A 24,092-nucleotide genomic window follows, 5' to 3' on the forward strand; every position below is an offset into this window, starting at 1 on the left:
GGGGAAGGGCAGGGCATATCAGTGGGTCTTGTTCTGGATCAGCCGTTCCAGGTCGCCCCGGTCACGGTCCTTGTAGCCGGCATCCGGCGGCGGTGCGGCGGGGGCCGGGGCGGCGGTGCTGCCCGCAGGAGCGGCGGCGCCCGCCGCCGGCGCCTTGGCCGCGGGGGAAACGGGGACCGGCGTGGTCAGGCGGTCCAGGGCCTCTTTGGCCTCGATGGCTTGCCGGGCGCGTTCGCGGGTCATGTCAACCTGCCCCATGGCCTCGGTCCGCAGGCTGGCGGGAATCATCTCCTCCAGCATGGCGGCGCCGGTGGTCAGCAGCGGGCGGGTGCGGGCGGTCTGAAGCCATTGCGGCTGGCTGTCCGGCGGCACCAGCCATGAAAAGAAAAGATAGGCCACCGACACCAGAACGCCACCCTTGAACAGCCCGAACAGAAACCCCAGCGTGCGGTCCAGCGCGGACAGGGAGGAGTTTTGCACCCCGCGCGAGATCCGCCCGAAGATCAGGTTCAGGATCACCAGCGCCACCACGAACAGCACGGCGGCGGCGGCGCCATAGGCGATCATCTCGATGCGGATGTACTGGCGTGCGATGGGCAGGGCGAAGGGCAGGGTATAGAGCGTGATCAGCGCCGCCCCGATCCAGCTTGCCACCGACAGCACCTCGGCCACCAGACCGCGGGTGAAGGCCAGCAAGGCTGCCAGCAGCAGGACCGTGAACACCACCGCATCGGCGGGATTGAGAGGAAAACCGTCCATCACATCCTATCCTTGCATGCCCGTCAGCCGGTCCACCCGGTGGTGCCGCTGCCCGCGGAAAACAGGGGCAACAGTTCGCCCAGATGGCTCAGCTCCGTCACCTTCAGCGGCGTGTCGCCGCGTTTGGCGCTTCGTCTAGCCGGAATGACGGCGGAAGAAAACCCCAGCTTTGCGGCTTCCTTCAGACGGGCGTCCATCTGGCTCACGGCGCGCACCTCGCCCGACAGGCCGATTTCGCCGAAAACCACCGCATCCGCCGGCATCGCCTCGCCCGTCAGGGACGAAACCAGGGCAGCGGCGACGGCAAGGTCGGCCGCCGGCTCGCCGATCTTCAGCCCCCCGGCCACGTTCAGATAGACGTCGTTGGCACCGATCTGCACGCCACAGCGCGCCTCCAGCACCGCCAGCACCATGGCCAGGCGCGACGAGTCCCACCCCACCACCGCCCGGCGCGGCGTGCCCAGCGGCGATGGCGCGACCAGCGCCTGCACCTCCACCAGCACGGGGCGGGTGCCCTCCATCCCGGCAAAGACGGCGGCCCCCGACACCTCCCCCCGGCGGTCGGCCAGGAACAGGGCGGACGGGTTCGGCACCTCGGCCAGCCCGCCGTCGGTCATCTCGAACACGCCGATCTCGTCGGTGGGGCCGAAGCGGTTCTTCACCGCGCGCAGGATGCGGAACTGGTGCCCGCGCTCCCCTTCGAAATAAAGGACGGTATCGACCATGTGCTCCAGCACGCGGGGGCCGGCGATGGTCCCCTCCTTGGTCACGTGGCCCACCAGCAGCAGCACGATGCCGCGGCGCTTGGCGACGCGGATCAGCTCCTGCGCGCTGGCGCGCACCTGGGCCACGGTGCCGGGGGCGCTTTCCAGCGTGTCCACGTACATGGTCTGGATGGAATCGATGACGGCGATGGCCGGGCCTTCCAGCCCATCCAGGGACGCCGCGATGTCGCGCACGCTGGTGGCCGAGGCCAGCGCCACCGGGGCCTGGGCCACACCCAGCCGCTGGGCGCGCAGCCGCACCTGATCCACCGCCTCTTCACCGGAGATGTAGACACAGGCCGAGTGCTGCGACAGGCTGGACATGGCCTGGAGCAGCAGGGTCGATTTGCCGATGCCGGGGTCGCCGCCGATCAGGACGGCGGAACCGGGGACGAAGCCGCCGCCGGCCACCCGGTCCAATTCCCCGATGCCCGACAGCCGGCGGGGGGCCGGGTCCGACGCACCGGACAGGCCGACGAAGGCGATCTTGCGCCCCTTGGCGCTGCCCAGCCCCTTGGGCGCCTGCTCCGGGACCGCCTCTTCCACCAGGCTGTTCCATTCGCCGCAGGCATCGCAGCGCCCCGCCCATTTGGGGTAGGCGGCGCCGCAGGATTGGCAGACGAAGCGTGACGTCGCTTTGGCCAAGTCGAAGCCGGTCCCGTTTCAGAATCGTGATGGAAGATGGCGTGCGTATATCATGGGGCTGATCCGGTTCCTATGATGGAATGGCGGGGTTGCGCGGAACGGTTGGTTTGGCCGATGGTGCGGCCTTTCGGTGACACAGGCTTGAGGATGGAATGAACGGGACGGTGCACACTCCCATCATCGACCGCGACGGGCGTCCGGTGACGCTGCACACGGACGAGGATTTCGACGGGCTGCGGCGGGCCGGGCGGCTGGCGGCGGAAACGCTGGACTTCATCGCCCCCCATGTGGTGCCGGGGGTGGCGACCGGCCATCTCGACCGGCTGATCGAAACCTTCATGCGCGACCATGGCGCCATCCCGGCGACCATCGGCTATCACGGCTATCCGGCGGCAAGCTGCATTTCCCCCAACCATGTGGTGAACCACGGCATCCCCAGCGACGACAAGCGGCTGGCCAACGGCGATATCGTCAACATCGACGTGACGGTGATCCTGGACGGGTGGTTCGGCGACACCAGCCGCATGTATCTGGTGGGCGACAAGATCCCTGTGAAGGGGCGCCGGCTGGTGGATCTGACGTACGAGGCGATGATGCTGGGAATCGCGGCGGCCAGGCCGGGGGCCACCCTGGGCGACATCGGCCACGCCATCCAGTCCTTTGCGGAATCGCACCGGCTGGGCGTGGTGCGCGATTACGGCGGCCACGGCATCGGGCGCGAATTCCACGCCGCCCCCCACATCGACCATTTCGGCACGCCGGGCGACGGGCTGGTGCTGGTACCCGGCATGGTCTTCACCATCGAGCCGATGCTGAACGCCGGCAAGGCGGACGTGAAGACGCTGGCCGACGGCTGGACCACCGTCACCCGCGACCGCTCGCTGTCGGCGCAGTTCGAACATCAGATCGGCATCACCCCGGACGGCTGCGAGATCTTCACCCTGTCCCCCGCCGGCCATACCCGGCCCCCCTATGGCGCGTGATCCTCATGACGTCTGAGACGGACCGGGGCGAGCCGCGCCCGTGGCGGGTGCTGGACAGCCGCACGCTGGTGGACGCCCCGCCGTTCCTGCGGGTGCGGGTGGAATCGGTGGAACTGCCCGACGGGCGGCGGGTGGATGATTACTACCAGTTCGACATGCCGTCCTTCGCCTGCATCTTCGCCGAGACCGGCGACGGGCGGGTGATCGTGTTCCGCCAGTACCGCCACGGGCTGCGCGGCACCTGCCACGTCTTCCCCGGCGGCCATCTGGAACCGGGGGAAGACCCGCTGGCCGCGGCCAAGCGCGAATTGCGGGAGGAAACCGGGTATGAATCCGGCGACTGGACCGATCTGGGCGGCTATCTGGTGAATTCCAACCAGGGGGGATCGGTGTCGCACATGTTCCACGCCCGCGGCTGCCGGCTGAGCGGCGGCACCACCGCCGACGATCTGGAGGAATCCCAGATGCTGCTGCTGACGCGGGCCGCGGTGGCGGAGCTGGCGGGCCGCGGCGGCTTTCCCCTGCTGACGCAGATCGCCCTGCTGGCGATGGTCACCAACCGGGAACTGGCGGAACGGCTGGGGAGGTAAGGGCCGGATGCCGCGCGGAACGCCCGGCATCCGTTGCGAAGCAAGTGCAAATTTATGCTTCGAGAGCCTGACGGCTCGATTTTCGGGCTGCCGTGCGAAAATCGGCCCTTGTGTCTTGAGGGTTCGGAACAATTGCTCGATGAGCCAACGGCGGCGGTACCAGAGGACGACGGTCAACGCTTGTTCAAGGGTGTCAACCGCATGCGTGGTCAGCCGCCGCCAATGGACCGCCTCCTCGCCGGACGGCGCCTGCGCTTCCCGCACGTCCACCAGACGCAAGGTGATGCTCGGCGATGCGCCGCATCTCCTCGACACGGTTCGCAGCAAGGCGGCGCAGGCACACCGTGCCCCCCGCCACCAGCCGCTCCAACAACCGGGCCCCCTTTTTCCAGGCGGTTGTCCGAAAACCGGCCGAGCAACGGTAGCGTCCTGTCCATCCGTGACGTCCTCCGGCAAAGAACACCTCGAACGCAATCAGACAGCACAACGATCCGCAACCCCTTTCAGCTCATCAAGGCCAAACCAGCCATAAAACTACATGTGTTGATAGCGTAGCCCCGGCGGGGCAAGGGTTTTTTTATGGGCAGACCGTGATAGTCTTGGAAACGGGCGGCAGGGTTGCCGCCCGTTTTCCGTCACTGTCCGCTCTGCCGGTGGTCATGCCCCCCGATACCCTGCCTTGCGACGATGCGGCGCCGGCCCCGGTCTGGTCCCGCGACGTGACCTTGGAACCCGGTGCCGATCTGTGGGTGTTCGGGTACGGGTCGCTGATCTGGAATCCGGGCTTTCCCTTCGTCAGCCAGTCCCGCGCGGTGCTCTACGGCTATCATCGGCGGTTCTGCATCGCCTCCCACCGCTACCGCGGCACGCCGGAGCATCCGGGGCTGGTGCTGGGGCTGGACGTGGGCGGGTGCTGCCACGGGATCGCCTTTCGGGTGGCCCCCGCCAGCGTGCCTGCGGTCATGGATTATCTGTGGGAGCGGGAGATGTTCACCCGCGCCTACCGCCCACGCATGCTCCGCATCCGGCTGGACGGGGCGGCGGGACGGCGGGTCACCGCCTGCACCTTCGTGGTGGACCGGCAGCACGGGCAATATTGCGGCTGCCTGGACGACGCCACCATGGCCCGCCGCATCGCCGCCTCGGTGGGGGAGCGGGGGCCGAACGTGGAGTATCTCGCCAACACGGTGGAGCATCTGGAGCAACTGGGCCTGCGCGACCGGCGCCTGTCCGTGCTGCTGGCCGAGGTCCGGCGTCTGACAGGGGAGGGGCATTCATGACCGTGCGGCTTGCGGGAGCGGTCCTGGCGCTGGTGCTTCCGGCGGGGCTGGCCGCGGCCGCCGGGCTTCATCACGAGCTGGACGTAACGCTCGACCCGCCGTCGCGGCGGCTGGCGGTCACCGACCGCCTGACCTTGCCGCCGGACGTCAAAACGGTGTCGCTGGCGCCGGGGCTGGTGCTGGACTCCGTGACCCGCAACGGGCAGCCGGTCTCCATCAGCCGTTCGGGCGACACCCTGACCTTGCCGGGCGGGGAGGGGCCGGTGACCCTGCGCTATTCCGGCACCCTGCCGGACCTGCCCCCCGACCGCATGCCCGCGGGCGGCATGGGCATGGGGACGGAAGGCGCGTTCCTGCCCGCCGGCAGCGGCTGGGTGGCGCTGGGCGGGGACGAGCCGCCCACCTGGACCATGACCGTGCGGGTGCCGGCCCCCTACACCGCCGTCGCCTCCGGCGCCTTGGGTGGGGAGGAGAGGAGCGGGCAGGGGACCACCGTGACCTTTGCCGAGACCCGCCCGGTGGAAACCCCGTCGCTGTTCGCCGGTCCGTGGACGGTGACCGAGCGCATGGCCGGCGGCGTGCGGCTGCGGACATATTTCCACGAGGAACAGGCAGCCTTGGCCGAACCCTTCCTCGATCAGTCCGCCGCCACCATTGCCCGCTACGCCGGAGCCATCGGGCCGTATCCCTTTGCCGGGTTCTCGGTGGTGTCGGTTCCGGTGCCGGTGGGCTATGCCTTTCCCGGCCTGACCACCATCGGGCGGCGGGTGCTGCCCCTGCCCTTCGTGCGCGGTCAGTCGCTGGATCACGAGATCCTGCACAACTGGTGGGGCAACGGCGTGCGGGTGGGCGGGGGCGGCAATTGGGCCGAGGGGCTGACCACCGCCATGGCCGACCACGCCGCCGCCGAAGCCAGCGGGGAGGATGCCGCCCTGCGCCTGGACTGGCTGCGCGACTATGCAGCACTGCCGGCGGGACGTGATCAGCCGCTGACCGCCTTTCGCGGGCGGACCCACGATGCCTCCATGGTGGTGGGATACGGCAAGACGGCGTTCCTGTTCCTGATGCTGCGCGACCGGATCGGGGATGAGGCGTGGCAGGCCGGCATCCGCCGTTTCGCCCGTGAACAGATGCTTCGCGATGCCGGCTGGCCCGACCTGCGCCGCGCGTTCGAGGTGGAAGCGGGCCGGGATCTCGGCCCCTTCTTCACCCAATGGCTGGAACGCCCCGGCGCGCCGTCGCTGACCCTGGATGAGGTGGCGGTGGTGGATGGCGGTGTGCGGCTGCGGCTGGGCCAGAGCGCACCCGCCTATGACCTGACGGTGCCGGTGGCGGTGGAGGACGCGGCGGGCACCCGCACCCACGCCGTGCGGCTGAGTGGGCTTGAGACGGTGGTCACCCTGCCGGCCTCCGCACCCGTGCGTTTGGTGGCGGTGGACCCGGATCACCGGCTGTTCCGCCGGCTGGCACCGGGGGAGGCGCCGCCGATCCTGCGCGACGTGACACTCGACCCCGGCAGCGCCGTGGTCCTGGCCGCCGAGGGCGACGGGCGCGAGCCGGCCCGGGCGCTGGCCGCCCGGCTGATCGACGGCAAGGCCCGCATCGTCACCGCGGCCAAGGCCGATCCCGCCGCCCCCCTGGCCGTGATCGGCACGGCGGCGGCGGTGGACGCGGCGTTGCAAAGCCTGAAGCTGCCCCCGCTGCCGGACACCCTGGCCGGGCGCGGCACGGCGCAGGTGTGGACCACACGCCGGACCGGCGGTGCCGCGGTGCTGGTGGTGCGCGCCGCCGATGCCGCCGCTTTGGCGGCCCTGCTGCGCCCCTTGCCCCATTACGGGCGGCAGGGCTGGCTGGTCTTCGACGGGGCGAAGGCGGTGGACCGCGGCGGCTGGCCGGCGGGCACCAGTCCCCTGCGGGTGGAGATGGGGCGGGTGGCGATCCCATGACCAGTCTTGCCGTCTATGCCCTGGCCGCCCTGGCCGAAATCGGTGGCTGCTTCGCGTTCTGGGCGTGGCTGCGGCTGGAGAAATCGCCGTGGTGGCTGGTGCCGGGCATGGTCAGTCTGGCCCTGTTCGCCTGGGCCTTGACGCGGGTGGAGGTGGACATGGCCGGGCGCGCTTACGCCGCCTATGGCGGGATCTACGTTCTGGCCTCGCTGGGCTGGCTGTGGCTGGTGGAAGGCGCCCGCCCCGACCGCTGGGACGCGGCGGGCGTGGTCCTGTGCGTGGCGGGAACGCTGGTCATCCTGTTCGGGCCGCGGGCGCCGTCGCTTTAGGGGCGTGGCTCGTAATCAAAATCCGCTTTAAAAAGCCCTCTCCCGGGGCGGGAGAGGGCCGGTTTGGGCGCTTTGAGATGACGCCGTTGCCCTATTTTCCCGTCACCCGCACTTCGAATAGCCGCATTCGGGGCAGAAGTCGCAGCCTTCCTGACGGATCAGGCCGGGCATGCCGCACTTCGGGCACTGGGCGGCGCGGCTGGCGGTGGCGTCGGCAGCCGGGGCGGCGGCGAACTTCTCGGGCCGGGGCAGGGCGGGTGTGTCGCCGATGAAGCCCACGGCGCGCATATGCTTCTCGATCACGTCGCCGATGGCCGCCAGGATCGAGGGCACGTAGCGCCCACCCATCCACGCGCCGCCGCGCGGGTCGAACACCGCCTTCAGCTCCTCCACCACGAAGCCCACGTCGCCGCCGCGGCGGAACACCGCCGAGATCATGCGGGTGAGCGCCACGGTCCAGGCGTAATGCTCCATGTTCTTGGAGTTGATGAACACCTCGAACGGGCGGCGGCGGCCGTCTTCGATGATGTCGTTGATGGTGATGTACATGGCGTGGTCGCTGTCGGGCCAGCGCACCTTGTACGTCTCGCCGGGCAGCGCCTCGGGCCGGGCCAGCGGCTCGTGCGGGTCGCCGGCGGGCGGGGCGGACGCGGGGGCCGATTCCGGCTCGGGCTGGGGCGCCGGCTCGCTCTTCACCGTCAGCACCGATCCCGTGATGTCGTTGGGGCGGTAGGTGGTGCAGCCCTTGCAGCCCAGCGCATAGGCTTGTTCGTAGACGTTCTTGAAGTCCTCGAACGGCAGGTCTTCCGGGCAGTTGATGGTCTTGGAGATGGAGCTGTCCACGAACGCCTGCGCCGCCGCCTGCATCACCACGTGTTCCGCCGGGGTCAGGGTCTGGGCGTCGGCGAAATAGTCGGGCAGGGGGGCCGCCTCCCCGAAGTGCGCGCGGAAGCGGCGGTAGGCGTAGTCGCTGACCGTCTCCGTCCGCTTGGTGCCGTCGGGCATCAGCACCGTGCGGTCGTAGGTGTAGGAGAACACCGGCTCGATCCCCGACGAGATGTTGTCGGCGAACAGTGAAATGGTCCCCGTCGGCGCAATGGAGGTCAGCAGGGCGTTGCGGATGCCGTGCTCGGCGATCAGGTCGCGCACATCCTCCGGCAGCGCCATCACCATGGGCGCCTTCAGGTAATGCTCGGCGTCATAGAGGGGGAAGGGGCCCTTTTCCGCCGCCAGCAGCGCCGACGCGCGGTAGGCTTCCACCTGCACCGCCCCCAGCCACTGCCGTGTCAGTTCCACCGCCTTTTCCGAGCCGTAGCGCACGCCGCACAGGATCAGCGCGTCGGCCAGCCCGGTCACGCCCAGCCCGATGCGGCGCTTGGACCGTGCCTCGTTCTCCTGTTCCGGCAGGGGGAAGCGGGACACGTCGATCACGTTGTCCATCATCCGCACCACCACCGGCACCAGCGCGTGCAGCCGGTCCAGGTCCAGCCGGGCGGCGGGGGTGAAGGCGTCGCGCACCAGGGCTGCCAGATTGATCGACCCCAGCAGGCAGGCGCCATAGGGCGGCAGCGGCTGTTCACCACAGGGGTTGGTGGCCGAAATGCTCTCGCAATAGGCCAGGTTGTTCTTCTGGTTCACGCGGTCGATGAAGATCACGCCCGGCTCGGCATAGGCGTAGGTGGCCCGCATGATGCGGTCCCACAGATCGCGGGCGTCGATCTCGCGGAACACGGTGCCGTTGAACACCAGCGGCCACTTGCTGCCCCGGCGCACCGCGTCCATGAACGCGTCGGTGACCAGCACCGACAGATTGAACATGCGCAGGCGTCCCGGCTCGCGCTTGGCGTCGATGAAATCCTCGATGTCGGGATGGTCGCAGCGCAGGGTTGCCATCATGGCCCCCCGGCGCGCGCCCGCCGACATGATGGTGCGGCACATGGCGTCCCACACGTCCATGAACGACAGCGGGCCGGAAGCGTCCGCCCCCACCCCATGCACCGGCGCCCCGCGCGGACGGATGGTGGAAAAGTCGAAGCCGATGCCGCCGCCCTGCTGCATGGTCATGGCCGCTTCGCGCAGATGGGCGAAGATGGCGGACAGGTCGTCCTCGATCCGGCCCATGACGAAGCAGTTGAACAGGGTCACCGCACGCCCGGTGCCGGCCCCGGCAATGATGCGCCCGGCGGGCAGGAACTGAAAACCGTTCAACGCATCATAGAAGGCAGCGGACCAGCGCTTCGGCTCCGACTCGGATTCCGCCAGCGAGGCGGCGATGCGCGCCCAGGTCTCCTGAATGGTCTTATCCACAGGTTCGCCACTCGCGCGCTTGAAGCGGTACTTCATATCCCAGATGCGCTCGGAAATGGCGGCAAGGCCCGGCATGGAACTCTCCTCTACGGCGGAAACCTTTCGGCGGGCTGAACGGTTCCGCAGAAGCTATTGATGTTGCGAACAAAACGGAATGGGAACGATTGGATGGGCAAGGCGTAGCATTGCTGCCACCGGCGTGTCACGAAAACATCACACCTCCAACGCCCCCGGCAGACATGACGTTTGCGTCCTTGACGAACGCACCGTCCACATACTTATCCACAGGCTGCGGTGTTTTGCCTCACCCGGCGGCGGGAGCCGTGGCCTTCGCTTCTGCGGAGGGCCGCAGCGTGGGCGGGCCGCCGGCGGCCACCACCAGACGGTCGGTGGCCTCCTCCAGCCGGGTTTCCAGTTCCCGCATCACGGTGTTGCGGTCCAGACCGGGCAGGATCGGGGGCAGGATCTCCACCACGATCCGGCCGGGCCGCTTGATGAAGCTGTTGCGGCCCCAGTACAGGCCGGAATTCAGCGCCACCGGCAGCAGGGGAAGCTCCAGCCGCTCGTACAGGATGCCCACGCCGACGCGGTAGGATTTGTAGGCGCCGGGTGCGGTCCGCGTGCCCTGGGGGAAGATCACGATGGGCCGTTCCTGCTCCATCACCGGAATCGCGTTCTTGATCATGGAGGCCAGCGCCCGGCCCCCGGCGCCGCGGTCCACGGGGATCATCTCCGCCTTGGCGGCCAGCCGGCCCCACAGGGGGATGGTCATCAATTCCCGTTTGAGCACCACCGCCGGATCGCCGAACAGGGCGTGGAGCTTCATGGTCTCCCACGCCGACTGATGCTTGGCGGCGACGATGTAGGAGCCGTGGGCGGGGATGTTCTCGATCCCGCGCACCTCGTAATCCAGCCCGGCCAGCACCCGTTCCAGCCACGCCACCGACCGCAGATAGCCGCGGATGAACCGCATCAGCACCGGCCGCGGAAACGGCAGGGTCACGAGCAGCACGATGCAGATGATGGCCGTCCACCCATAGAAGGCGACGTTGAAGAGGAGGGAGCGGAGCAGGATCATGGGCGCGGAACCTGTCAGGATTCGAGGGATTCCTCAAGCCAATAGCGCACGGTCGCCAGCAGGTATTTCACATATTCGTTAACCAACAGGCTGGCGGTCCCGCGGCGCATCCACCACTCGTCGAGCCGCACGTTCTCCGGGATCACCGGGTGGGGAACGATGCGCGCACCGGGCATGGCGTTGTGGAATTCCAGCAGGCTGCGCCGCATGTGATAGTTGCCGGTGACAAGGCGCAGGCTGTGATAGCCCTGTTCCTCCATCCACCCGGCGGTCTCATAGGCGTTGCCGATGGTGTTGTCGGCGGAATAGCCCAGAACGATGCAGCATTCCACCTCCCCCGGTGCCTGGCGGGCCATGCGCAGCAACTCCTGCACCTCCACCCCGTCATAGACGCCGGACACGAACAGCTTGTGCGCCGCCCCGGCGTTCAGCAGGTCCAGCCCGGTCTTCAGCCGTCCGGACCCGCCGGTCAGCACCACCACCGCGTCGGTGCGCTCCAGCGCGGCATAACTCTCGGGGGAGGGGGCCGTGCGGGGCACGTCGGCGACGAACCACAGCAGCCCGCCGGCCCAGCCGGCCCCCGCCAGCAGCATGGTCAGCAGCATCAGGGCCAGCGCCCGGCCCAGCCGGTTGGAACGGTGACGGGGGCGAATCACGGCAGATCCTCCAGCGTGCGCAGAACCGTCCGCCGGGCGGTGACCACCGCCAGCAGGCACAGCACCAGCGGCAGCACCGCCAGCGCCGCCCATTCCCAGGCGGCCAGCGTGACATCGGGCATCAGCGTGGCGCGCAGCCCACCCGACGCCCAGCCGAACAGGGCCAGCGTCAGCACCGCCGCCCCCAGCCCGGTGGCCCCGCCGCGGGCGGCCAGACGCAGCACATGGGTTTCGAACTGCTGCGACACATAGCGGTCGGTGGCGCCCATCAGGTGCAGCATCTGCACCACCTGACGATGGATGGCCAGGCCCGAGCGCACGGCGAACACCACGGTCATCACGCCGGCCAGCGACACCAGACCCACCACCGCCAGTGCGGCCCCCTGGAGCGAGCGGGCCAGCCGGCGCATGTCGGCCAGCCACGCCCCGTGATCGTCCACGGTGGCCGCCGGGACCACCGCCTTCAGCCGGCGGGTCAGATCGGCCACGTCGGTGCCGGGTGCGGTCCTCACGTCGATCAGGGTGGGGAGGGGAAGGAGGGAGGTGCCCGCGGTCTCCGCCCCCAGCCAGGGTTCCACCAGCCGGGCCGCCTGTTCCGGCGTCAGCGCCTCGGCGGCCTGCACGCCGGGATAGGCCCGCAGGAAGGCCAGGGCCGCCGCCGGGCGGGGATCGGTGCCGGCGTTCGACGCCGTGGGCATGATCTGCACGGTCAGCCCGCCGGCCAGCCCGCTGTCCCAGCGCCCGGCCAGGTCCGACACCAGCAGCGCCCCCGCCAGCGACAGCGCGCCCAGATAGACCATCAGCGCCATGATCCACGCCAGGAACCGCCCGGTGGGGTCGGTTGCCAGGGGAAGGTCGTAGCCGCTGCGCGCCGCGCGCCGTTTCAGCCTCATGCTTCCGGTTTCCCTGGTCATCACATCCGGCGGGCGAAGGCCCGCGGCATGGCCGTGAGCCGCCCGTTTTCCAGATGCAGGCACGGGTGATCGAAACGCTGGATCAACGTTTCATTGTGAGTGGCGATGATAACCGTGGTGCCCAGCTTGTGCATCTCTTCGAACAGGTACAAGAGCCGCATGCCGATGCCGTCGTCCACGTTGCCGGTGGGTTCGTCGGCCAGCAGCAGGCGCGGACGGTTGATGACGGCGCGCGCGATGGCGACCCGCTGCTGCTGTCCGCCCGACAGGGTGCTGGGGGGCGAGTCCAGATGGTTGCCCAGGCCGACCCAGTGCAGAAGCTCGGCGCACTGGGTCTTCACCGCCCCTTCCGAGACGCCGGCCAGCCGCAGGGGCAGGGCCACGTTGTCCAGCGCCGACAGGTGGGGCAGAAGCTGGAAATCCTGGAACACCACGCCGATGCGCCGCCGCAACTCGGGCAGGTCGTCGCGGGTCAGCCGGGCGAGCGCCCGGTCGAACAGGGTGATCTGGCCGCGGGTCGGCCGGTGCGCCATATAGATGAGCTTGAGCAGGGACGATTTGCCGGCGCCGCTGGCGCCGGTCAGGAAATGGAACGAGCCGGGCAGCAGGGCGAAGGACACATCCTGCAGGATCTCCGGCCCCGAGCCGTACCGCAGGCCAACATTGTCGAAACGGATCACGGTTCCATCACCAATCCCAACGGTCCTTGCCGAACACCCCCGTATGGGCCGGGTGTCCACACGGGCCCCTGCTGGTGTGACCATGCGCGAGGCCGCCTTGCTTCATACTCCATGACTACCCTATAAGACAGGCTGCTTTTTCCCCGACGGTGGTTTCGTGATGATCCTCACCTGCCCCAAATGCTCCAAGCGCTATACGGTGAGCGACGCCGCGGTCGGTACGGCGGGGCGCAAGGTGCGGTGCGCCGGGTGCGGCCACGTCTGGTTCCAGACGCCCGAGGCCCCGCCGGCCCCGGAACCGCCGCCCCTCTTCCACGACGATGACGACGAGCCCTTTGGCCGCCGCCCCGTCATCCCGTCCGATATGGAGGACGAGCCGGATTTCGCCCCGCCGCCGCGGCTTAAGAAACCGGCCAAGCCCCGCCGCCCGCGCCGGCCCATGAGCAAGGGGGCCATGGCCGCCTGGGCCGCTCTGGTCCTGGCCGTGGCGGGAATCGGTGCCGGTGCGGTGCTGGCCCGCGATGCGGTGGTGACGGCATGGCCGAAGATGGCGGTGCTGTACGATACGGTCGGCCTGCCGCTGGAGCCGCCGGGGGCGGGGCTGGAGCTGCAGAACGTGCGCTCGCAGCAGCACATGGAAAACGGCGCCCTGGTGCTGGTGGTGGAAGGGCAGGTGGTCAACGCCTCCACCGAACAGCGCAAGGTGCCCAAGCTGCGGGCGGTGTCGCTGAACGCCGAGCAGCACCCGGTCAAGGCGTGGAGCCTCGATGCCTCCGCCGTCACCCTGTTGCCGGGGGAAATCGCCACCTTCCAATCGACCCAGCACAATCCGGGTGCGGTGGCGCAAGTTCTGGTGACCTTCGCCGGTGGCGGCGGCCCGCTGGCCGACGTGCCGGAAGACAGGCCGGCGGCGGAAAAGCCCCATGCCCCCGAACCCGCCAAGCACGAGCCCAAACACGAGACCAAGCCGGCCCCGGCGGCGGCCAGCGGCGGGCACGCCCCGGCCAAGCATTGAACGGATAAGCGGCTGGGCGGTCCGGTCCAGCCGTTCCAGCAGCCGGCGGCGCACCGCGGGCCATTCGGGTTCGATGATGCTGAAGCGGACTGAATCACGCCGGCGCCCATCGGGCATGATGCGCTCGTAGCGGACGATGACCTCCTGCTCCGCGCCCAGGCACAAGATCACGCGGCCGGCCGTGCAGTGCTAGGAGCTGGTTGGAGGGCGGATCATACGGCGGGGTGGAAAAGCATTGTCTTCGGGCTTGTTCAGCCGTCTGTGCGCTGAGCGTTGCTGTCCGTATCGGTGTTGCTGCCGCCCGGGTATTCGTCCTTATCTGACATAATAAGACAGAGGCAGATGACAGAGCCGGCAATACAAAGTGCGATGCTTGCATAATAATGTATGTGCATGGATTTTGAAACCGCTCCATCCACAAGAAAACAGAAGAAGAGATATGCCGCAGCCTCGACTTTCGGCCTCCATGATGGATTTCTTGCAAAAGTTTTTAAAATTGAGGGGATGCTTATAATTATCATGACGTACAGAAAGCTGCCATTAAAACCATGGAAATCATCATTTTGATAAATAAATCGAGACGCTTGGAGGAGAAGAATTACCGAAAAAACAAAACGCATTCGTTGAATAGAGTATAGAGGAAATTTTTCTCTGAATTGGCTGCGTAGTGTATTAATTTTTTCAAAAATATTATTCAATGGACTGACCATAGTGCTCATTATCAAATCTTTCGGTTGTACTTAATGATTCATTTAATAATTTTGTGATATTTTGCTCGCTGATCAGAGGTGTGTTCGAGAGAAGGAAGAAAAGGCCCCCTTTCCTATGGGAAAAGAGGGCCGTCAGCGTCACACATGGAAGCTCTCGCCACACCCGCACCGGCCCTTTTCGTTGGGGTTGGTGAAGGTGAAGCCGGTGTGGAACTTGTCGTCCTGGTAATCCATGGTGCTGCCGATCAGGAACATCACCGCGGCGGGGTCGATCAGGACGGTGACGCCCTTGTCCTCCACCACCTCGTCGAATTTGAGCTTTTCCGAGGCATACTGGATGTCGTAGCTGAGGCCGGAGCAGCCGCGGGCCTTCACGGCGATGCGCAGGCCGATCATGCCGTCCGACGCCTTGTCCATCAATTCGCGGATGCGGCCGGCGGCGGCGTCGGTCAGGGTCAGGGCAGGGGTGCTCATACGGTCACGTCTCCGTCAGAACATATCCAGTTGGATCTTGGCCACCTCGGACATCATTTCCGGGTTCCATGGCGGTTCCCACACCAGCTCGACCTTGCAGTCGTTGATGCCTTCCACCGTCAGCACGGCGTTCTGCACCTGGATGGGCAGTTCGCCGGCCACCGGACACATGGGGCTGGTCAGGGTCATGTCAACCTCCGCCACCCCGTCGCCGGTCACATCGACGCGGTAGATCAGGCCCAGTTCCCAGATGTCCACCGGGATTTCCGGGTCGTAGCAGGTCTTCAGCGCCTCCAGAATCCGTTCCATCAACTGGGCGGTTTCGGGCGTCGGCGGCGGGCTGCCGGCCACGGCGATGTCGGTGCCGGTGGCCGGAGCATCACCGGAGGGGGCATCGCCGGGCGGGGAAACGGTGTCGGGGGTCGTCATGGGATCGTCCTCACTCGCTCGACGCCTTGCCCTGGCCGTCGATGGCCGCCTGCATGGCGTGCCAGGCCAGGGTGGCGCACTTGACCCGTACGGGGAACTGGCGCACGCCCGACAGGACCATCAGCTTTTCCATGGCTTCCTCGTCCACCGGGCCGTGGTCGCAATGTTCGTGCTCGTCCTTGGTGCACAGGTCGTGGAAGGTCTCGAACAGGGCGTGGGCCTCCTGCTCGGTCTTGCCCTTGACCACCTCGGTCATCATGGAGGCCGACGCGGTGGAGATGGCGCAGCCCCGCCCCTCGAACGCGCAATCCTCGATCACGCCGTCGCCGTTCAGCGTTACGTACACCGTGAACTTGTCGCCGCACATGGGGTTTTCCCCGCGGGCTTCACGGTTGGCGTCGGGGGGGTGGCGCAGGTTGCGGGGGTTCTTGCCGTGATCCAGGATGACTTCCTGGTACAGTTCGCGCAGTTCGTCCATCATGACCCGAAAAACTCCTTCACCGCCAGGACCGATTCGGCCAGAACGTCCACCTCCGCGCGGGTGTTGTAAAGCCCGAAGGAGGCGCGCGCCGTGGAGCCGACGCCGAAATGCTCCATCAGCGGTTCGGCGCAATGCTGCCCGACCCGCAGCGCCACCCCGTACTGATCCACCACCGTGCCGATGTCGTGGGGGTGGATGCCGTCGATGACGAACGAAATGATGCCGGCCTTGCCCGGTGCCGTGCCGATGATGCGCAGGCCGTCGATGGCCGCCAGCTTCTGCGTGGCATAGCTCAGCAGATCGTGTTCATGGGCGGCGATGGCGGCGCGGCCCAGCTTTTCCACATAGTCGATGGCCGCACCCAGCCCGATGGCCTCCACGATCGGCGGGGTGCCGGGTTCGAAGCGGGCCGGGGCCTCCTTGAAGGTGGTGCCCTTGAAGCTGACCGACTGGATCATGTCGCCGCCGCCCTGGTAGGGGGGCATGGTCTTCAGGATCTCGGGCTTGCCCCACAGCACCCCCAGCCCGGTGGGGCCGTAGAGTTTGTGGGCGGTGAAGACGTAGAAGTCGGCGTCGATGTCGGCCACGTCCACCGGGCCGTGGACCACCGCCTGCGACCCGTCGAACAGCACGGGGATGCCGTGCTCGTGGGCCAGCCGGGCGATCTCCTTCACCGGGTTGACGGTGCCCAGCACGTTGGAACAGTGGGTCATCGCCACCAGCTTGACCGTCGGCCCCAGCAGGCGGCGGTAGGCGTCCAGGTCCAGCACGCCGTCGGCGTCCACCGGAACCACCTTGATCTCCACGCCGCGCTGCATCTGGAGAAGCTGCCACGGCACGATGTTGGCGTGGTGTTCCATCACCGACAGGACGATCGCGTCCCCCGGCCCCAGGCGCTGGCCGTAGCTGGCCGCCACCAGATTGATGGCTTCCGTGGCGTTGCGGGTGAAGACGATGCCGTCGCGCGACGGCGCGTTGAGGAAGCGCGCCACCTTGGTGCGCACGTTTTCAAACGCGTCGGTCGCCCGCTGGGAGAGCAGGTGAACGCCGCGGTGGATGTTGGCGTAGTCCTGCTCCATGAAAGTCGTCATGGCGTCGATGACGGCGTGCGGCTTCTGGGCGCTGGCGCCGCTGTCCAGATAGACCAGCGGCTTGCCGGGCTTGCCCTTCCGGTCGTGGACGGTGCGGGACAGGATGGGGAAATCGGCCCGCACCCGCTCCACATCATAGGCCGGGGCGTCGAGGGTCGGAGTAATCTGGTCCATCATGGTCGTCCCCTTCCTCACGCGCCGGCCAGCCAGCCGTCAACGACGGTCTGGAAGGCGGTGCGCACCGGCTCATCCGGGATTTCGTCGATGGCCTCCGCCACGAAGGCGGCGGTCAGCAGCGCGCGCGCGGTGTCGCGGTCGATGCCGCGGGCGCGCAGGTAGAACAGGGCCGTATCGTCCAGCTCCCCGGCGGTGGCGCCGTGGCTGCACTTCACGTCGTCGGCGTAGATCTCAAGCTCGGGCTTGGCGTCGATCTCGGCGGCGTCGGACAGCAGCAGCGCGCGGTTCAACTGGTGGCCGTCGGTCTTCTGCGCGCCGGGGCGCACGATGATCTTGCCCTGGAACACCGCCCGCGCCCGACCGTCGATGGCGCCCTTGTAGACCTCGCGGCTGGTGCCGTGAGGGGCGGCGTGGTCGATGACCGTGGTGGTGTCGCAGTGCTGATCGCCGCGCACCAGATAGCCGCCCGACACGTGACAGGTGGCCCCGGTGCCGGCCAGCTCCGTCCACACCTCGTTGCGCGACAGCTTCGCACCCGTGGTCAGGATGAAGTTGACGTAGCTGGCGTCCCGGCCCACCCGCGCGGCGGTGGTGGCGATGTGATAGGCGCCCATGGCTTCCCGCTGGGCCTTGTAGTGGCCGAGCGTGGCACCGTCGGCCACGAACACCTCGGTGACGTGGTTGGCCAGCGTGGTGCCGGTGCCCAGCCCCACATGGTGTTCCACCACCGTCGCCTTGGCGTTGGTTTCCACCACGATCAGGGTGCGGGGATTGAAGGCGGTGGGGCGGGCCTCGTCGCCCAGCGTGACGAAGACCAGTTCGATCACCGGCTCCACCGTCACCCCGCGGCCCACCCGCAGCACCGCGCCGTCGGCCAGGAAGGCGGTGTTCAGCGCCGCCAGCGGCGCTTGGTCCAGCGGCGCCAGCTTGCCCAGATGGTCGGCCAGCAGATCGTCGTCGGCGCTCAGACCCGCGGCAAGCCCGGCCAGGGTGACCCCCGCCGGCAGCCCGTCCAGCGACGACAGGTCGGCGCGCAGCCGCCCGTCCACGAACACCAGCCGCGGTCCGGTCTCACCCGCCGCCCGGATGGTGGGCAGCACGTCGAAATGGGCGGCGGCTCCGTCGCCGGCGGGATCGAAGGCAATCTTTTCCAGGGCGCGGAGATTGGTGTACTTCCACGCCTCCTTCTTGACCGTGGGCAGGCCGTCGGCGGCGAAGCGCTCGCGGCCCTGGGCGCGCAGATCGCGCACCCACGACAGCGCCGCCCCCGGCAGGCCGTCCTTCGCCCGGTCGATCAGGGCGAGATAGGGGGAGGGGGTTTCGGTCACGGTGGTCATGGGTCAGGCCGCCTCGTCCACGCCGAATTCCTTGTAGCCCTTCTGTTCCAGCTCCAGGGCCAGTTCCTTGCCGCCCGACCGCTGGATGCGGCCGTGGGCCAGCACATGGACGTAATCGGGCACGATGTAGTCCAGCAGGCGCTGGTAGTGGGTGATGACCAGCATGGAGCGTTCGGGCGAGCGCAGCGCGTTCACCCCCTCGGCCACGATCTTCAGCGCGTCGATGTCCAGGCCGCTGTCGGTTTCGTCCAGGATGGCGAATTTCGGCTGGAGCACCGCCATCTGGAGCGTCTCGTTGCGCTTCTTCTCACCGCCCGAGAACCCGACGTTGACCGCGCGGCGCAGCATCTCGTCGGTCATGCCAAGCGCCTTGGTCTTCTCGCGGATCAGCTTCAGGAACTGCATGGCGTCCAGTTCGGATTCGCCGTGATACTTCCGCTGGGCGTTGATGGCCGATTTCAGGAAGGTGGTGTTGGCGACGCCGGGGATTTCCACCGGGTACTGGAAGGCCAGGAACACCCCCTCCGCCGCGCGCTCCTCCGGCTCCAGGGCCAGGAGATCCTTGCCGAAATAGGTGACCGACCCCTCGGTCACCTCGTACCCGTCGCGCCCGGCCAGGACGTAGGACAGCGTGCTCTTGCCCGACCCGTTCGGTCCCATGATGGCGTGGACCTCGCCCGGACCGACGCTCAGGTCGATGCCCTTCAGGATTTCCTTGCCATCCACCGTGGCGTGCAGGTTCTTGATTTCGATCATGGCTCTACGGTTCCTTGGCTGTCCACGCCGGCCCGATCCGATGAAACGCGCATCAATGATTGAGCGTGTCCGTCAGATCGCACCACATTGGATTGTCCTTCTCGATCAGGTTCAGTTTCCAGGGCCGGTTCCAGGTTTTCAGCCGCTTTTCCCGCTCGATGGCGTGCTCGGCGTCCTCGAACACCTCGTAATGGACGAGGGTGCGGACGCCATGGCGGCTGGTGAACCCCGGAACGGCTCCGGTCTTGTGCTCATGCATCCGGCGTGGAAGGTCCGATGTCATCCCCACGTACAGCGTGCCATTCCGGCGGCTGGCGAGGATGTAGACAAAGAACCGTTTCTCCACGCTGGTTGCCTTTCTCCGTAAAGACCCTTTCACCTGAAAAAAACCACTCTTCGTCGTCATCCCAGCGAAGGCTGGGATCCAGAAGGTGTTTCCACAGCAACCACTGTCGGGACTCATGTCGCCGCTGCCGCGGCTCACGTCTGGATTCCCGCCTTCGCGGGAATGACGGTGGTTGGGGAGGGAAGTGGTTCTCGGTGCGATGGCCTTCTTAGAATGTTTACCCCACGCTGCCTTCCAGGCTGATGCCCACCAGCTTCTGCGCTTCCACGGCGAATTCCATGGGCAGTTCCTTCAGAACCTCCTTGCAGAAGCCGTTGACGATCAGCGACACCGCGTCCTCTTCCGACAGGCCGCGCTGACGGCAGTAGAAAAGCTGGTCGTCGCTGATCTTGGCGGTGGTCGCCTCGTGCTCCACGCGGGCGGAGCGGTTGCGGTTCTCGATGTAGGGCACCGTGTGAGCGCCGCACTCGCTGCCGATCAGCAGGCTGTCGCACTGGGTGTGGTTGCGCGCCCCTTCGGCCTTGGGCAGGATCTTCACCAACCCGCGGTAGGTCTGCTGGGCCTTGCCGGCGGAAATCCCCTTGGACACGATTGTGCTGCGGGTGTTCTTGCCGATGTGGATCATCTTGGTGCCGGTGTCGGCCTGCTGGCGGTTGTTGGTGATGGCGACGGAATAGAACTCGCCCACCGAATTGTCGCCCTGCAGGATGCAACTCGGGTACTTCCAGGTGATGGCCGAGCCGGTTTCCACCTGCGTCCACGAAATCTTGGAGTTCACCCCGCGGCACGCACCGCGCTTGGTGACGAAGTTGTAGATGCCGCCCACCCCGTTCTCGTCGCCGGGATACCAGTTCTGCACCGTGGAATATTTGATGGTGGCGTTGTCCAGCGCCACCAGTTCCACCACGGCGGCGTGAAGCTGGTTCTCGTCGCGCTTGGGCGCCGTGCAGCCCTCCAGATACGAGACATAGGCGCCTTCGTCGGCGATGATCAGCGTGCGCTCGAACTGGCCGGTGTTGGCCTGGTTGATGCGGAAATAGGTGGACAGTTCCATCGGGCACCGCACCCCCTTGGGGATGTAGACGAAGGAACCGTCGGTGAACACCGCCGAGTTCAGGGTGGCGAAATAGTTGTCGGTGTAGGGCACCACCGATCCCAGATACTGCTTTACCAGATCGGGATGCTTCTGCACCGCTTCGGAAATGGCGCAGAAGATGATGCCCTTTTCCTCCAGCTTCGCCTTGAAGGTGGTGGCGACCGACACGCTGTCGAACACCGCGTCCACGGCGATGGCCGGGGTCTTGCCCTCGCTGCCCTCCACCCCGGCCAGGATCTCCTGCTCGCGCAGCGGGATGCCCAGCTTTTCATAGGTGCGCAGCAGTTCCGGGTCCACCTCGTCCAGCGACTTGGGCTTCGATCCCATCTTGGGCGCCGCATAGTAATGGGCGTCCTGATAGTCGATGGGGCCGTAGTCGAGCTTGGCCCACGCCGGCTCCTCCATGGTCAGCCACGCGCGGTACGCGCGCAGGCGCCATTCCAACAGCCACTCCGGCTCCCCCTTCTTGGCGGAGATGAAGCGGACGATGTCCTCGTTCAGGCCCTTGGGCGCCACGTCGGCTTCGATGTCGGTGGTGAAGCCGTACTTGTACTTCTGGTCGGTGAAGGCGCGGACCTGTTCGGCGGTTTCCGTCGAGCCAGCCATGGTCTTACGAAGCTCCTGAGAGAAGGCGTTGTCCGGGGAGGGGAGGCCGGGTGCTGTCAAAACAAGAAGGCATCAGCCGGGATGCGGCGAAGGGCGGGGGGCGTCCGCGGGCGGCAGCCAGACCGGCGGGGCCATCATGTCGGCCAGCGACACCTGTTCCAGTGCGCCACGGATGGCGGTGTTGATCTTTTCCCAATTGCCGCGCATGGGGCACAGGCGTTCCACTCCGCACGCCTCCTCCGCGCCATCGACGCAGGCGGTGAGTGCGATGGGGCCGTCCAGCGCCACCACGATGTCGGCGATGGTGATGGACTCCGCCGGCCGCGACAGGGCATAACCCCCGGCGGCCCCGCGGTGGGACACCATCAGCCCAGCCGGGGTCAGCGCCTTCATCAGCTTCGCCACGGTGGGGGCGGGCACGCCGGTCCGGTCGGCCAACTGGGCGACGGTGTGAACCGTGTCCAGGCGCCGGGCCATCTCGCTCATCACCACGATGGCGTAATCGGTGAGCTTGCTGAGGCGGATCATGGTATCGGGTGCAGCAATCAGGACTGTTTCGGTTCTGATTAGGTGTCGTACCCTGACCGAAAGTCAAGGGAAACCCGACACAAAGCCCGCCTGAAATGCTAGGACATTTGAAAAGCGTGGTCTGCGCCTGAAAATGCGGCATTCCGCCGCGGCGCGGGCATGGCAAAACCGGCCCCACCCGTGAGGATGGAGCCGGTTCGCAACCCGTGTTGACGCAGGGGTCAGAGGGTGGTCTTGCCGGTGTCCTTGCGACTCTCGGACCGGGCGGCGTCGGCGGTGTGCTCCGCCGCTTCGGCCAATTCCTCACGCGCCGTGTCGGCGGCGGCGCGGGCGGCGCGGCTGCCGCGTTCGATGACGTCCTCCGCCACCGATTTCAGCCTGCTGGTGGTGTCGTCGGCCAGGGGGCCGGCCCAGCGGTCTTCCATGCGGCTGGCCGGCAGGCTGGCGCCGATGGCCGCACCGAGGCCCATGGCCATCAGCCCGGCCACCAGCGGATGTTCGTGCACCATGTCCCAGAAGCCCGTGGTGGTCGAGCCGGTGCGGTGCGCGGCCTCCTGCCCATAGGAGCGGGCGGTGGCGGTGGTGCGGTCCGCCATGTCCATGGCTGCCCGGCGCAGGGACGACACACCCTCTTCCGCCTTTTCATAAGCGTGGGAGGCGGTGTCGCGCACCGTGTCGGCGGCCTCGTTCAGCTTTTCCTTCGCGGTGTCGAGCGCCGGGCCGGCGTAGTCGCGGGCGGTGCGGGCCATGCGCCGGCCGGAGCCGGTGCCCGACAGCGCCAGCCAGCCGATGCCCATCCCGATCAGCGCCAACGGCACCGGATTGGCCCGCAGCCACGACGCCGTGCCCGTATCGTGCGGCTGGAAGCTGTCGCTGCCGGTCCAGTCGCGGGTCACCGGGTGGTCGAGGTCGGTGTGCGAGGGGTAACGGGGATTGCTGTACATCGTCGTCGTCCTTTCTCGCCGCTGACGGTGCCGTCAGCGGGTGAACTGGGATTCCGCCCAGCGTTTGTTTTCGCGCAGACTGTTGAGGGTGCGTTCGGGCTGCAGCGATCCGGCCCGCAGGCGCGCCCGGCCCATCAGCAGGACGATCAGGCCCACCAGGGCCGTGACGCCGCCGACGGTCAGCGCCGCCTGCCAGGGCTCCATCACCGGCATCAGCGCCAGCATGGCCGCAGCCAGCAGGAAGATGGCGCCCAGAAACAGGATGGCCCCGCCCGCCGCCGCCAGCCCGGCCCCGCCCGCCGCCCGGCCGGCCTTTTGCGCCAGCTCGGCGCGGGCGAGCGCGATTTCCGCCCGGATCAGCCCGCCCACATCCTGCATCAGGGTGGAGAGCAGGCCGGTCAGGGGCCGCTGCATCCGGGGGTCGTCGTCGTGACCGCCGGACGCCCCATGCAGCGGGGCCGCGCTCATGGCGACCGCCCGCCGCCCGTGCCCGGCGGGGTGGACGGTGCCGCCGACAGCGGCCTGCCCATCACCGGTCCGCCGTTGGCGGTGGTTCCGGTGGCCGGGGTCGCGGTGCCCACCGGCCCCGCGTCGGCATAGGACGAGGGGGACGAGGGGAATGGGCCGGCGGGGGGCGCAGCGTACCGGGTCCGGGCGATGATGGTACGGCGGTCGGCGGAGCTTTTCAGGAACCGCGCGAACACGAACCCGGCGGCGAACACCCCGCCCAGGAACAACTCGGGCTGACGGCGGGCAAAGCCCTCCACCTCGCCCACCATGTCATCAAGGGACGAGCGGCGCAGAACGTCGGCCATGGCATCGATGCGGCCGGCGGCCTGTTCGGCATAGCGGATCACCGGCCCGTCGTTTTCCCGGCTGATGTCCTGAGCCGCCTTGTTCAGGGCCGAGGCCACGCCGGACAACTGGTCGGCGGCGCGGTGGGTCTGCTGGTCGAAGGCGGTGCGGATGCGGTCCTGCACCGCGCCCAGCGCCCGGCGGCCCACATCGCCGGCCTGCTGGCCCGCGCTCTGGTGGGGGGGGACGTGACCGGGGTCCATGTCCGATGTCTTCCAGTTGGAACCGCCCATGCCCGGTGTGTCGCGGGTCGCCATGGTATCCCTCCTTGCGATCAAGGCCGTGGTAGTTGCCTGTCTCAACACCCGGCTGTGCT

26 protein-coding genes are annotated in these 24,092 nt (G+C 67.7%); 6 read left to right on the forward strand and 20 right to left on the reverse strand.

Annotation, left to right across the window (positions count from 1 at the left end; all coding sequences use genetic code 11):
* Positions 1-18: 18 nt before the first annotated feature.
* Both M2352_RS10075 and radA read right to left on the reverse strand, forming a co-directional pair.
* Positions 19-759, reverse strand: a complete 741-nt coding sequence (locus M2352_RS10075; RefSeq protein ID WP_264664360.1) for a CvpA family protein — start codon at positions 757-759, stop codon at positions 19-21.
* A 23-nt stretch (positions 760-782) separates the two neighbouring features.
* On the reverse strand, positions 783-2,168 hold the full coding sequence (gene radA, locus M2352_RS10080) for a DNA repair protein RadA (protein WP_264664361.1): 1,386 nt from the start codon (positions 2,166-2,168) through the stop codon (positions 783-785).
* 152 nt (positions 2,169-2,320) lie between these two features.
* Between radA and map the strand changes: the two genes are divergently transcribed.
* From map to M2352_RS10105, 5 genes are all read left to right on the forward strand, one after another.
* A complete protein-coding gene (gene map / locus M2352_RS10085) occupies positions 2,321-3,151 on the forward strand; it encodes a type I methionyl aminopeptidase (RefSeq protein ID WP_264664362.1) in 831 nt (276 codons plus the stop codon).
* Between the two features lie 5 nt (positions 3,152-3,156).
* The gene (locus M2352_RS10090; protein ID WP_319802030.1) at positions 3,157-3,741 is read left to right on the forward strand and encodes an NUDIX hydrolase; all 585 of its coding nucleotides are present in this window, start codon (positions 3,157-3,159) and stop codon (positions 3,739-3,741) included.
* A gap of 659 nt (positions 3,742-4,400) precedes the next feature.
* Positions 4,401-5,021: a gamma-glutamylcyclotransferase gene (locus M2352_RS10095; protein ID WP_264664363.1), complete on the forward strand. Its 621-nt coding sequence runs from the start codon at positions 4,401-4,403 to the stop codon at positions 5,019-5,021.
* The gene (locus tag M2352_RS10100; protein ID WP_264664364.1) at positions 5,018-6,967 is read left to right on the forward strand and encodes a M1 family metallopeptidase; all 1,950 of its coding nucleotides are present in this window, start codon (positions 5,018-5,020) and stop codon (positions 6,965-6,967) included. The genes M2352_RS10095 and M2352_RS10100 overlap by 4 nt, the downstream gene beginning before the upstream one ends.
* The gene (locus tag M2352_RS10105; protein ID WP_264664365.1) at positions 6,964-7,296 is read left to right on the forward strand and encodes a YnfA family protein; all 333 of its coding nucleotides are present in this window, start codon (positions 6,964-6,966) and stop codon (positions 7,294-7,296) included. Before M2352_RS10100 ends, M2352_RS10105 begins: the two co-directional genes overlap by 4 nt.
* Positions 7,297-7,398: 102 nt before the next feature.
* Here M2352_RS10105 and M2352_RS10110 read toward each other — a convergent pair whose 3' ends face one another.
* The 5 genes from M2352_RS10110 to ftsE form a co-directional block, all read right to left on the reverse strand.
* The gene (locus tag M2352_RS10110) at positions 7,399-9,678 is read right to left on the reverse strand and encodes an adenosylcobalamin-dependent ribonucleoside-diphosphate reductase (protein WP_264664366.1); all 2,280 of its coding nucleotides are present in this window, start codon (positions 9,676-9,678) and stop codon (positions 7,399-7,401) included.
* Positions 9,679-9,907: 229 nt separating this feature from the next.
* On the reverse strand, positions 9,908-10,681 hold the full coding sequence (locus M2352_RS10115; protein WP_264664367.1) for a lysophospholipid acyltransferase family protein: 774 nt from the start codon (positions 10,679-10,681) through the stop codon (positions 9,908-9,910).
* A 14-nt stretch (positions 10,682-10,695) separates the two neighbouring features.
* Positions 10,696-11,337 (reverse strand): YdcF family protein, encoded by a 642-nt coding sequence (locus M2352_RS10120; protein ID WP_264664368.1) that lies wholly within the window; start codon positions 11,335-11,337, stop codon positions 10,696-10,698.
* Positions 11,334-12,230: a cell division protein FtsX gene (locus tag M2352_RS10125; protein ID WP_264664369.1), complete on the reverse strand. Its 897-nt coding sequence runs from the start codon at positions 12,228-12,230 to the stop codon at positions 11,334-11,336. The genes M2352_RS10120 and M2352_RS10125 overlap by 4 nt, the downstream gene beginning before the upstream one ends.
* A 20-nt stretch (positions 12,231-12,250) precedes the next feature.
* Positions 12,251-12,931, reverse strand: a complete 681-nt coding sequence (gene ftsE, locus M2352_RS10130) for a cell division ATP-binding protein FtsE (RefSeq protein ID WP_264664370.1) — start codon at positions 12,929-12,931, stop codon at positions 12,251-12,253.
* A 160-nt stretch (positions 12,932-13,091) separates the two neighbouring features.
* Between ftsE and M2352_RS10135 the strand changes: the two genes are divergently transcribed.
* Positions 13,092-13,946, forward strand: coding sequence for a zinc-ribbon domain-containing protein (locus M2352_RS10135; RefSeq protein WP_264664371.1), 855 nt, complete (start codon positions 13,092-13,094; stop codon positions 13,944-13,946).
* Between the two features lie 251 nt (positions 13,947-14,197).
* On the opposite strand, the gene M2352_RS10140 is transcribed toward M2352_RS10135, so the two are convergent.
* The 13 genes from M2352_RS10140 to M2352_RS10200 all read right to left on the reverse strand — a co-directional run bounded on the left by M2352_RS10140 (position 14,198) and on the right by M2352_RS10200 (position 24,033).
* Positions 14,198-14,665, reverse strand: coding sequence for a hypothetical protein (locus tag M2352_RS10140; RefSeq protein WP_264664372.1), 468 nt, complete (start codon positions 14,663-14,665; stop codon positions 14,198-14,200).
* A gap of 129 nt (positions 14,666-14,794) precedes the next feature.
* Complete coding sequence (locus tag M2352_RS10145) at positions 14,795-15,130, reverse strand: HesB/IscA family protein (protein WP_264664373.1); 336 nt, start codon at positions 15,128-15,130, stop codon at positions 14,795-14,797.
* 15 nt (positions 15,131-15,145) lie between these two features.
* Positions 15,146-15,559, reverse strand: a complete 414-nt coding sequence (locus M2352_RS10150) for an iron-sulfur cluster assembly protein (protein WP_264664374.1) — start codon at positions 15,557-15,559, stop codon at positions 15,146-15,148.
* 10 nt (positions 15,560-15,569) lie between these two features.
* A complete protein-coding gene (sufU, locus tag M2352_RS10155) occupies positions 15,570-16,040 on the reverse strand; it encodes a Fe-S cluster assembly sulfur transfer protein SufU (protein ID WP_264664375.1) in 471 nt (156 codons plus the stop codon).
* Entirely contained in the window at positions 16,037-17,308 is a 1,272-nt protein-coding gene (locus tag M2352_RS10160; RefSeq protein ID WP_264664376.1) for a cysteine desulfurase, read from the reverse strand. Before M2352_RS10160 ends, sufU begins: the two co-directional genes overlap by 4 nt.
* Positions 17,309-17,322: 14 nt before the next feature.
* Positions 17,323-18,645: a Fe-S cluster assembly protein SufD gene (gene sufD, locus M2352_RS10165; protein WP_264664377.1), complete on the reverse strand. Its 1,323-nt coding sequence runs from the start codon at positions 18,643-18,645 to the stop codon at positions 17,323-17,325.
* A gap of 3 nt (positions 18,646-18,648) precedes the next feature.
* A complete protein-coding gene (gene sufC / locus M2352_RS10170) occupies positions 18,649-19,401 on the reverse strand; it encodes a Fe-S cluster assembly ATPase SufC (RefSeq protein ID WP_264664378.1) in 753 nt (250 codons plus the stop codon).
* 52 nt (positions 19,402-19,453) lie between these two features.
* The gene (locus M2352_RS10175; RefSeq protein WP_264664379.1) at positions 19,454-19,885 is read right to left on the reverse strand and encodes a GIY-YIG nuclease family protein; all 432 of its coding nucleotides are present in this window, start codon (positions 19,883-19,885) and stop codon (positions 19,454-19,456) included.
* A 79-nt stretch (positions 19,886-19,964) separates the two neighbouring features.
* Positions 19,965-21,449, reverse strand: a complete 1,485-nt coding sequence (gene sufB, locus M2352_RS10180) for a Fe-S cluster assembly protein SufB (RefSeq protein WP_264664380.1) — start codon at positions 21,447-21,449, stop codon at positions 19,965-19,967.
* A gap of 72 nt (positions 21,450-21,521) precedes the next feature.
* Positions 21,522-21,977, reverse strand: coding sequence for an SUF system Fe-S cluster assembly regulator (locus tag M2352_RS10185; protein ID WP_264664381.1), 456 nt, complete (start codon positions 21,975-21,977; stop codon positions 21,522-21,524).
* A 221-nt stretch (positions 21,978-22,198) separates the two neighbouring features.
* Positions 22,199-22,921: a hypothetical protein gene (locus M2352_RS10190; RefSeq protein WP_264664382.1), complete on the reverse strand. Its 723-nt coding sequence runs from the start codon at positions 22,919-22,921 to the stop codon at positions 22,199-22,201.
* Positions 22,922-22,954: 33 nt separating this feature from the next.
* Positions 22,955-23,389, reverse strand: a complete 435-nt coding sequence (locus M2352_RS10195) for a phage holin family protein (RefSeq protein WP_264664383.1) — start codon at positions 23,387-23,389, stop codon at positions 22,955-22,957.
* Positions 23,386-24,033, reverse strand: a complete 648-nt coding sequence (locus tag M2352_RS10200) for a hypothetical protein (RefSeq protein ID WP_264664384.1) — start codon at positions 24,031-24,033, stop codon at positions 23,386-23,388. Before M2352_RS10200 ends, M2352_RS10195 begins: the two co-directional genes overlap by 4 nt.
* Positions 24,034-24,092 lie beyond the last annotated feature (59 nt).

This window comes from Azospirillum fermentarium (assembly GCF_025961205.1).
Taxonomy (GTDB): Bacteria; Pseudomonadota; Alphaproteobacteria; order Azospirillales; family Azospirillaceae; genus Azospirillum; species Azospirillum fermentarium.

What these genes read in the sequence shown, in the direction of transcription:
- M2352_RS10075 (WP_264664360.1), bottom strand. Translation starts at nt 759, where the DNA reads ATGGACGGTTTTCCTCTCAATCCCGCCGATGCGGTGGTGTTCACGGTC.
- map (WP_264664362.1), top strand. Translation starts at nt 2,321, where the DNA reads ATGAACGGGACGGTGCACACTCCCATCATCGACCGCGACGGGCGTCCG.
- M2352_RS10090 (WP_319802030.1), top strand. Translation starts at nt 3,157, where the DNA reads ATGACGTCTGAGACGGACCGGGGCGAGCCGCGCCCGTGGCGGGTGCTG.
- M2352_RS10095 (WP_264664363.1), top strand. Translation starts at nt 4,401, where the DNA reads ATGCCCCCCGATACCCTGCCTTGCGACGATGCGGCGCCGGCCCCGGTC.
- M2352_RS10100 (WP_264664364.1), top strand. Translation starts at nt 5,018, where the DNA reads ATGACCGTGCGGCTTGCGGGAGCGGTCCTGGCGCTGGTGCTTCCGGCG.
- M2352_RS10105 (WP_264664365.1), top strand. Translation starts at nt 6,964, where the DNA reads ATGACCAGTCTTGCCGTCTATGCCCTGGCCGCCCTGGCCGAAATCGGT.
- M2352_RS10110 (WP_264664366.1), bottom strand. Translation starts at nt 9,678, where the DNA reads ATGCCGGGCCTTGCCGCCATTTCCGAGCGCATCTGGGATATGAAGTAC.
- M2352_RS10115 (WP_264664367.1), bottom strand. Translation starts at nt 10,681, where the DNA reads ATGATCCTGCTCCGCTCCCTCCTCTTCAACGTCGCCTTCTATGGGTGG.
- M2352_RS10125 (WP_264664369.1), bottom strand. Translation starts at nt 12,230, where the DNA reads ATGAGGCTGAAACGGCGCGCGGCGCGCAGCGGCTACGACCTTCCCCTG.
- M2352_RS10135 (WP_264664371.1), top strand. Translation starts at nt 13,092, where the DNA reads ATGATCCTCACCTGCCCCAAATGCTCCAAGCGCTATACGGTGAGCGAC.
- M2352_RS10140 (WP_264664372.1), bottom strand. Translation starts at nt 14,665, where the DNA reads ATGAGCACTATGGTCAGTCCATTGAATAATATTTTTGAAAAAATTAAT.
- M2352_RS10145 (WP_264664373.1), bottom strand. Translation starts at nt 15,130, where the DNA reads ATGAGCACCCCTGCCCTGACCCTGACCGACGCCGCCGCCGGCCGCATC.
- M2352_RS10150 (WP_264664374.1), bottom strand. Translation starts at nt 15,559, where the DNA reads ATGACGACCCCCGACACCGTTTCCCCGCCCGGCGATGCCCCCTCCGGT.
- sufU (WP_264664375.1), bottom strand. Translation starts at nt 16,040, where the DNA reads ATGATGGACGAACTGCGCGAACTGTACCAGGAAGTCATCCTGGATCAC.
- M2352_RS10160 (WP_264664376.1), bottom strand. Translation starts at nt 17,308, where the DNA reads ATGATGGACCAGATTACTCCGACCCTCGACGCCCCGGCCTATGATGTG.
- sufD (WP_264664377.1), bottom strand. Translation starts at nt 18,645, where the DNA reads ATGACCACCGTGACCGAAACCCCCTCCCCCTATCTCGCCCTGATCGAC.
- sufC (WP_264664378.1), bottom strand. Translation starts at nt 19,401, where the DNA reads ATGATCGAAATCAAGAACCTGCACGCCACGGTGGATGGCAAGGAAATC.
- sufB (WP_264664380.1), bottom strand. Translation starts at nt 21,449, where the DNA reads ATGGCTGGCTCGACGGAAACCGCCGAACAGGTCCGCGCCTTCACCGAC.
- M2352_RS10185 (WP_264664381.1), bottom strand. Translation starts at nt 21,977, where the DNA reads ATGATCCGCCTCAGCAAGCTCACCGATTACGCCATCGTGGTGATGAGC.
- M2352_RS10190 (WP_264664382.1), bottom strand. Translation starts at nt 22,921, where the DNA reads ATGTACAGCAATCCCCGTTACCCCTCGCACACCGACCTCGACCACCCG.
- M2352_RS10195 (WP_264664383.1), bottom strand. Translation starts at nt 23,389, where the DNA reads ATGAGCGCGGCCCCGCTGCATGGGGCGTCCGGCGGTCACGACGACGAC.
- M2352_RS10200 (WP_264664384.1), bottom strand. Translation starts at nt 24,033, where the DNA reads ATGGCGACCCGCGACACACCGGGCATGGGCGGTTCCAACTGGAAGACA.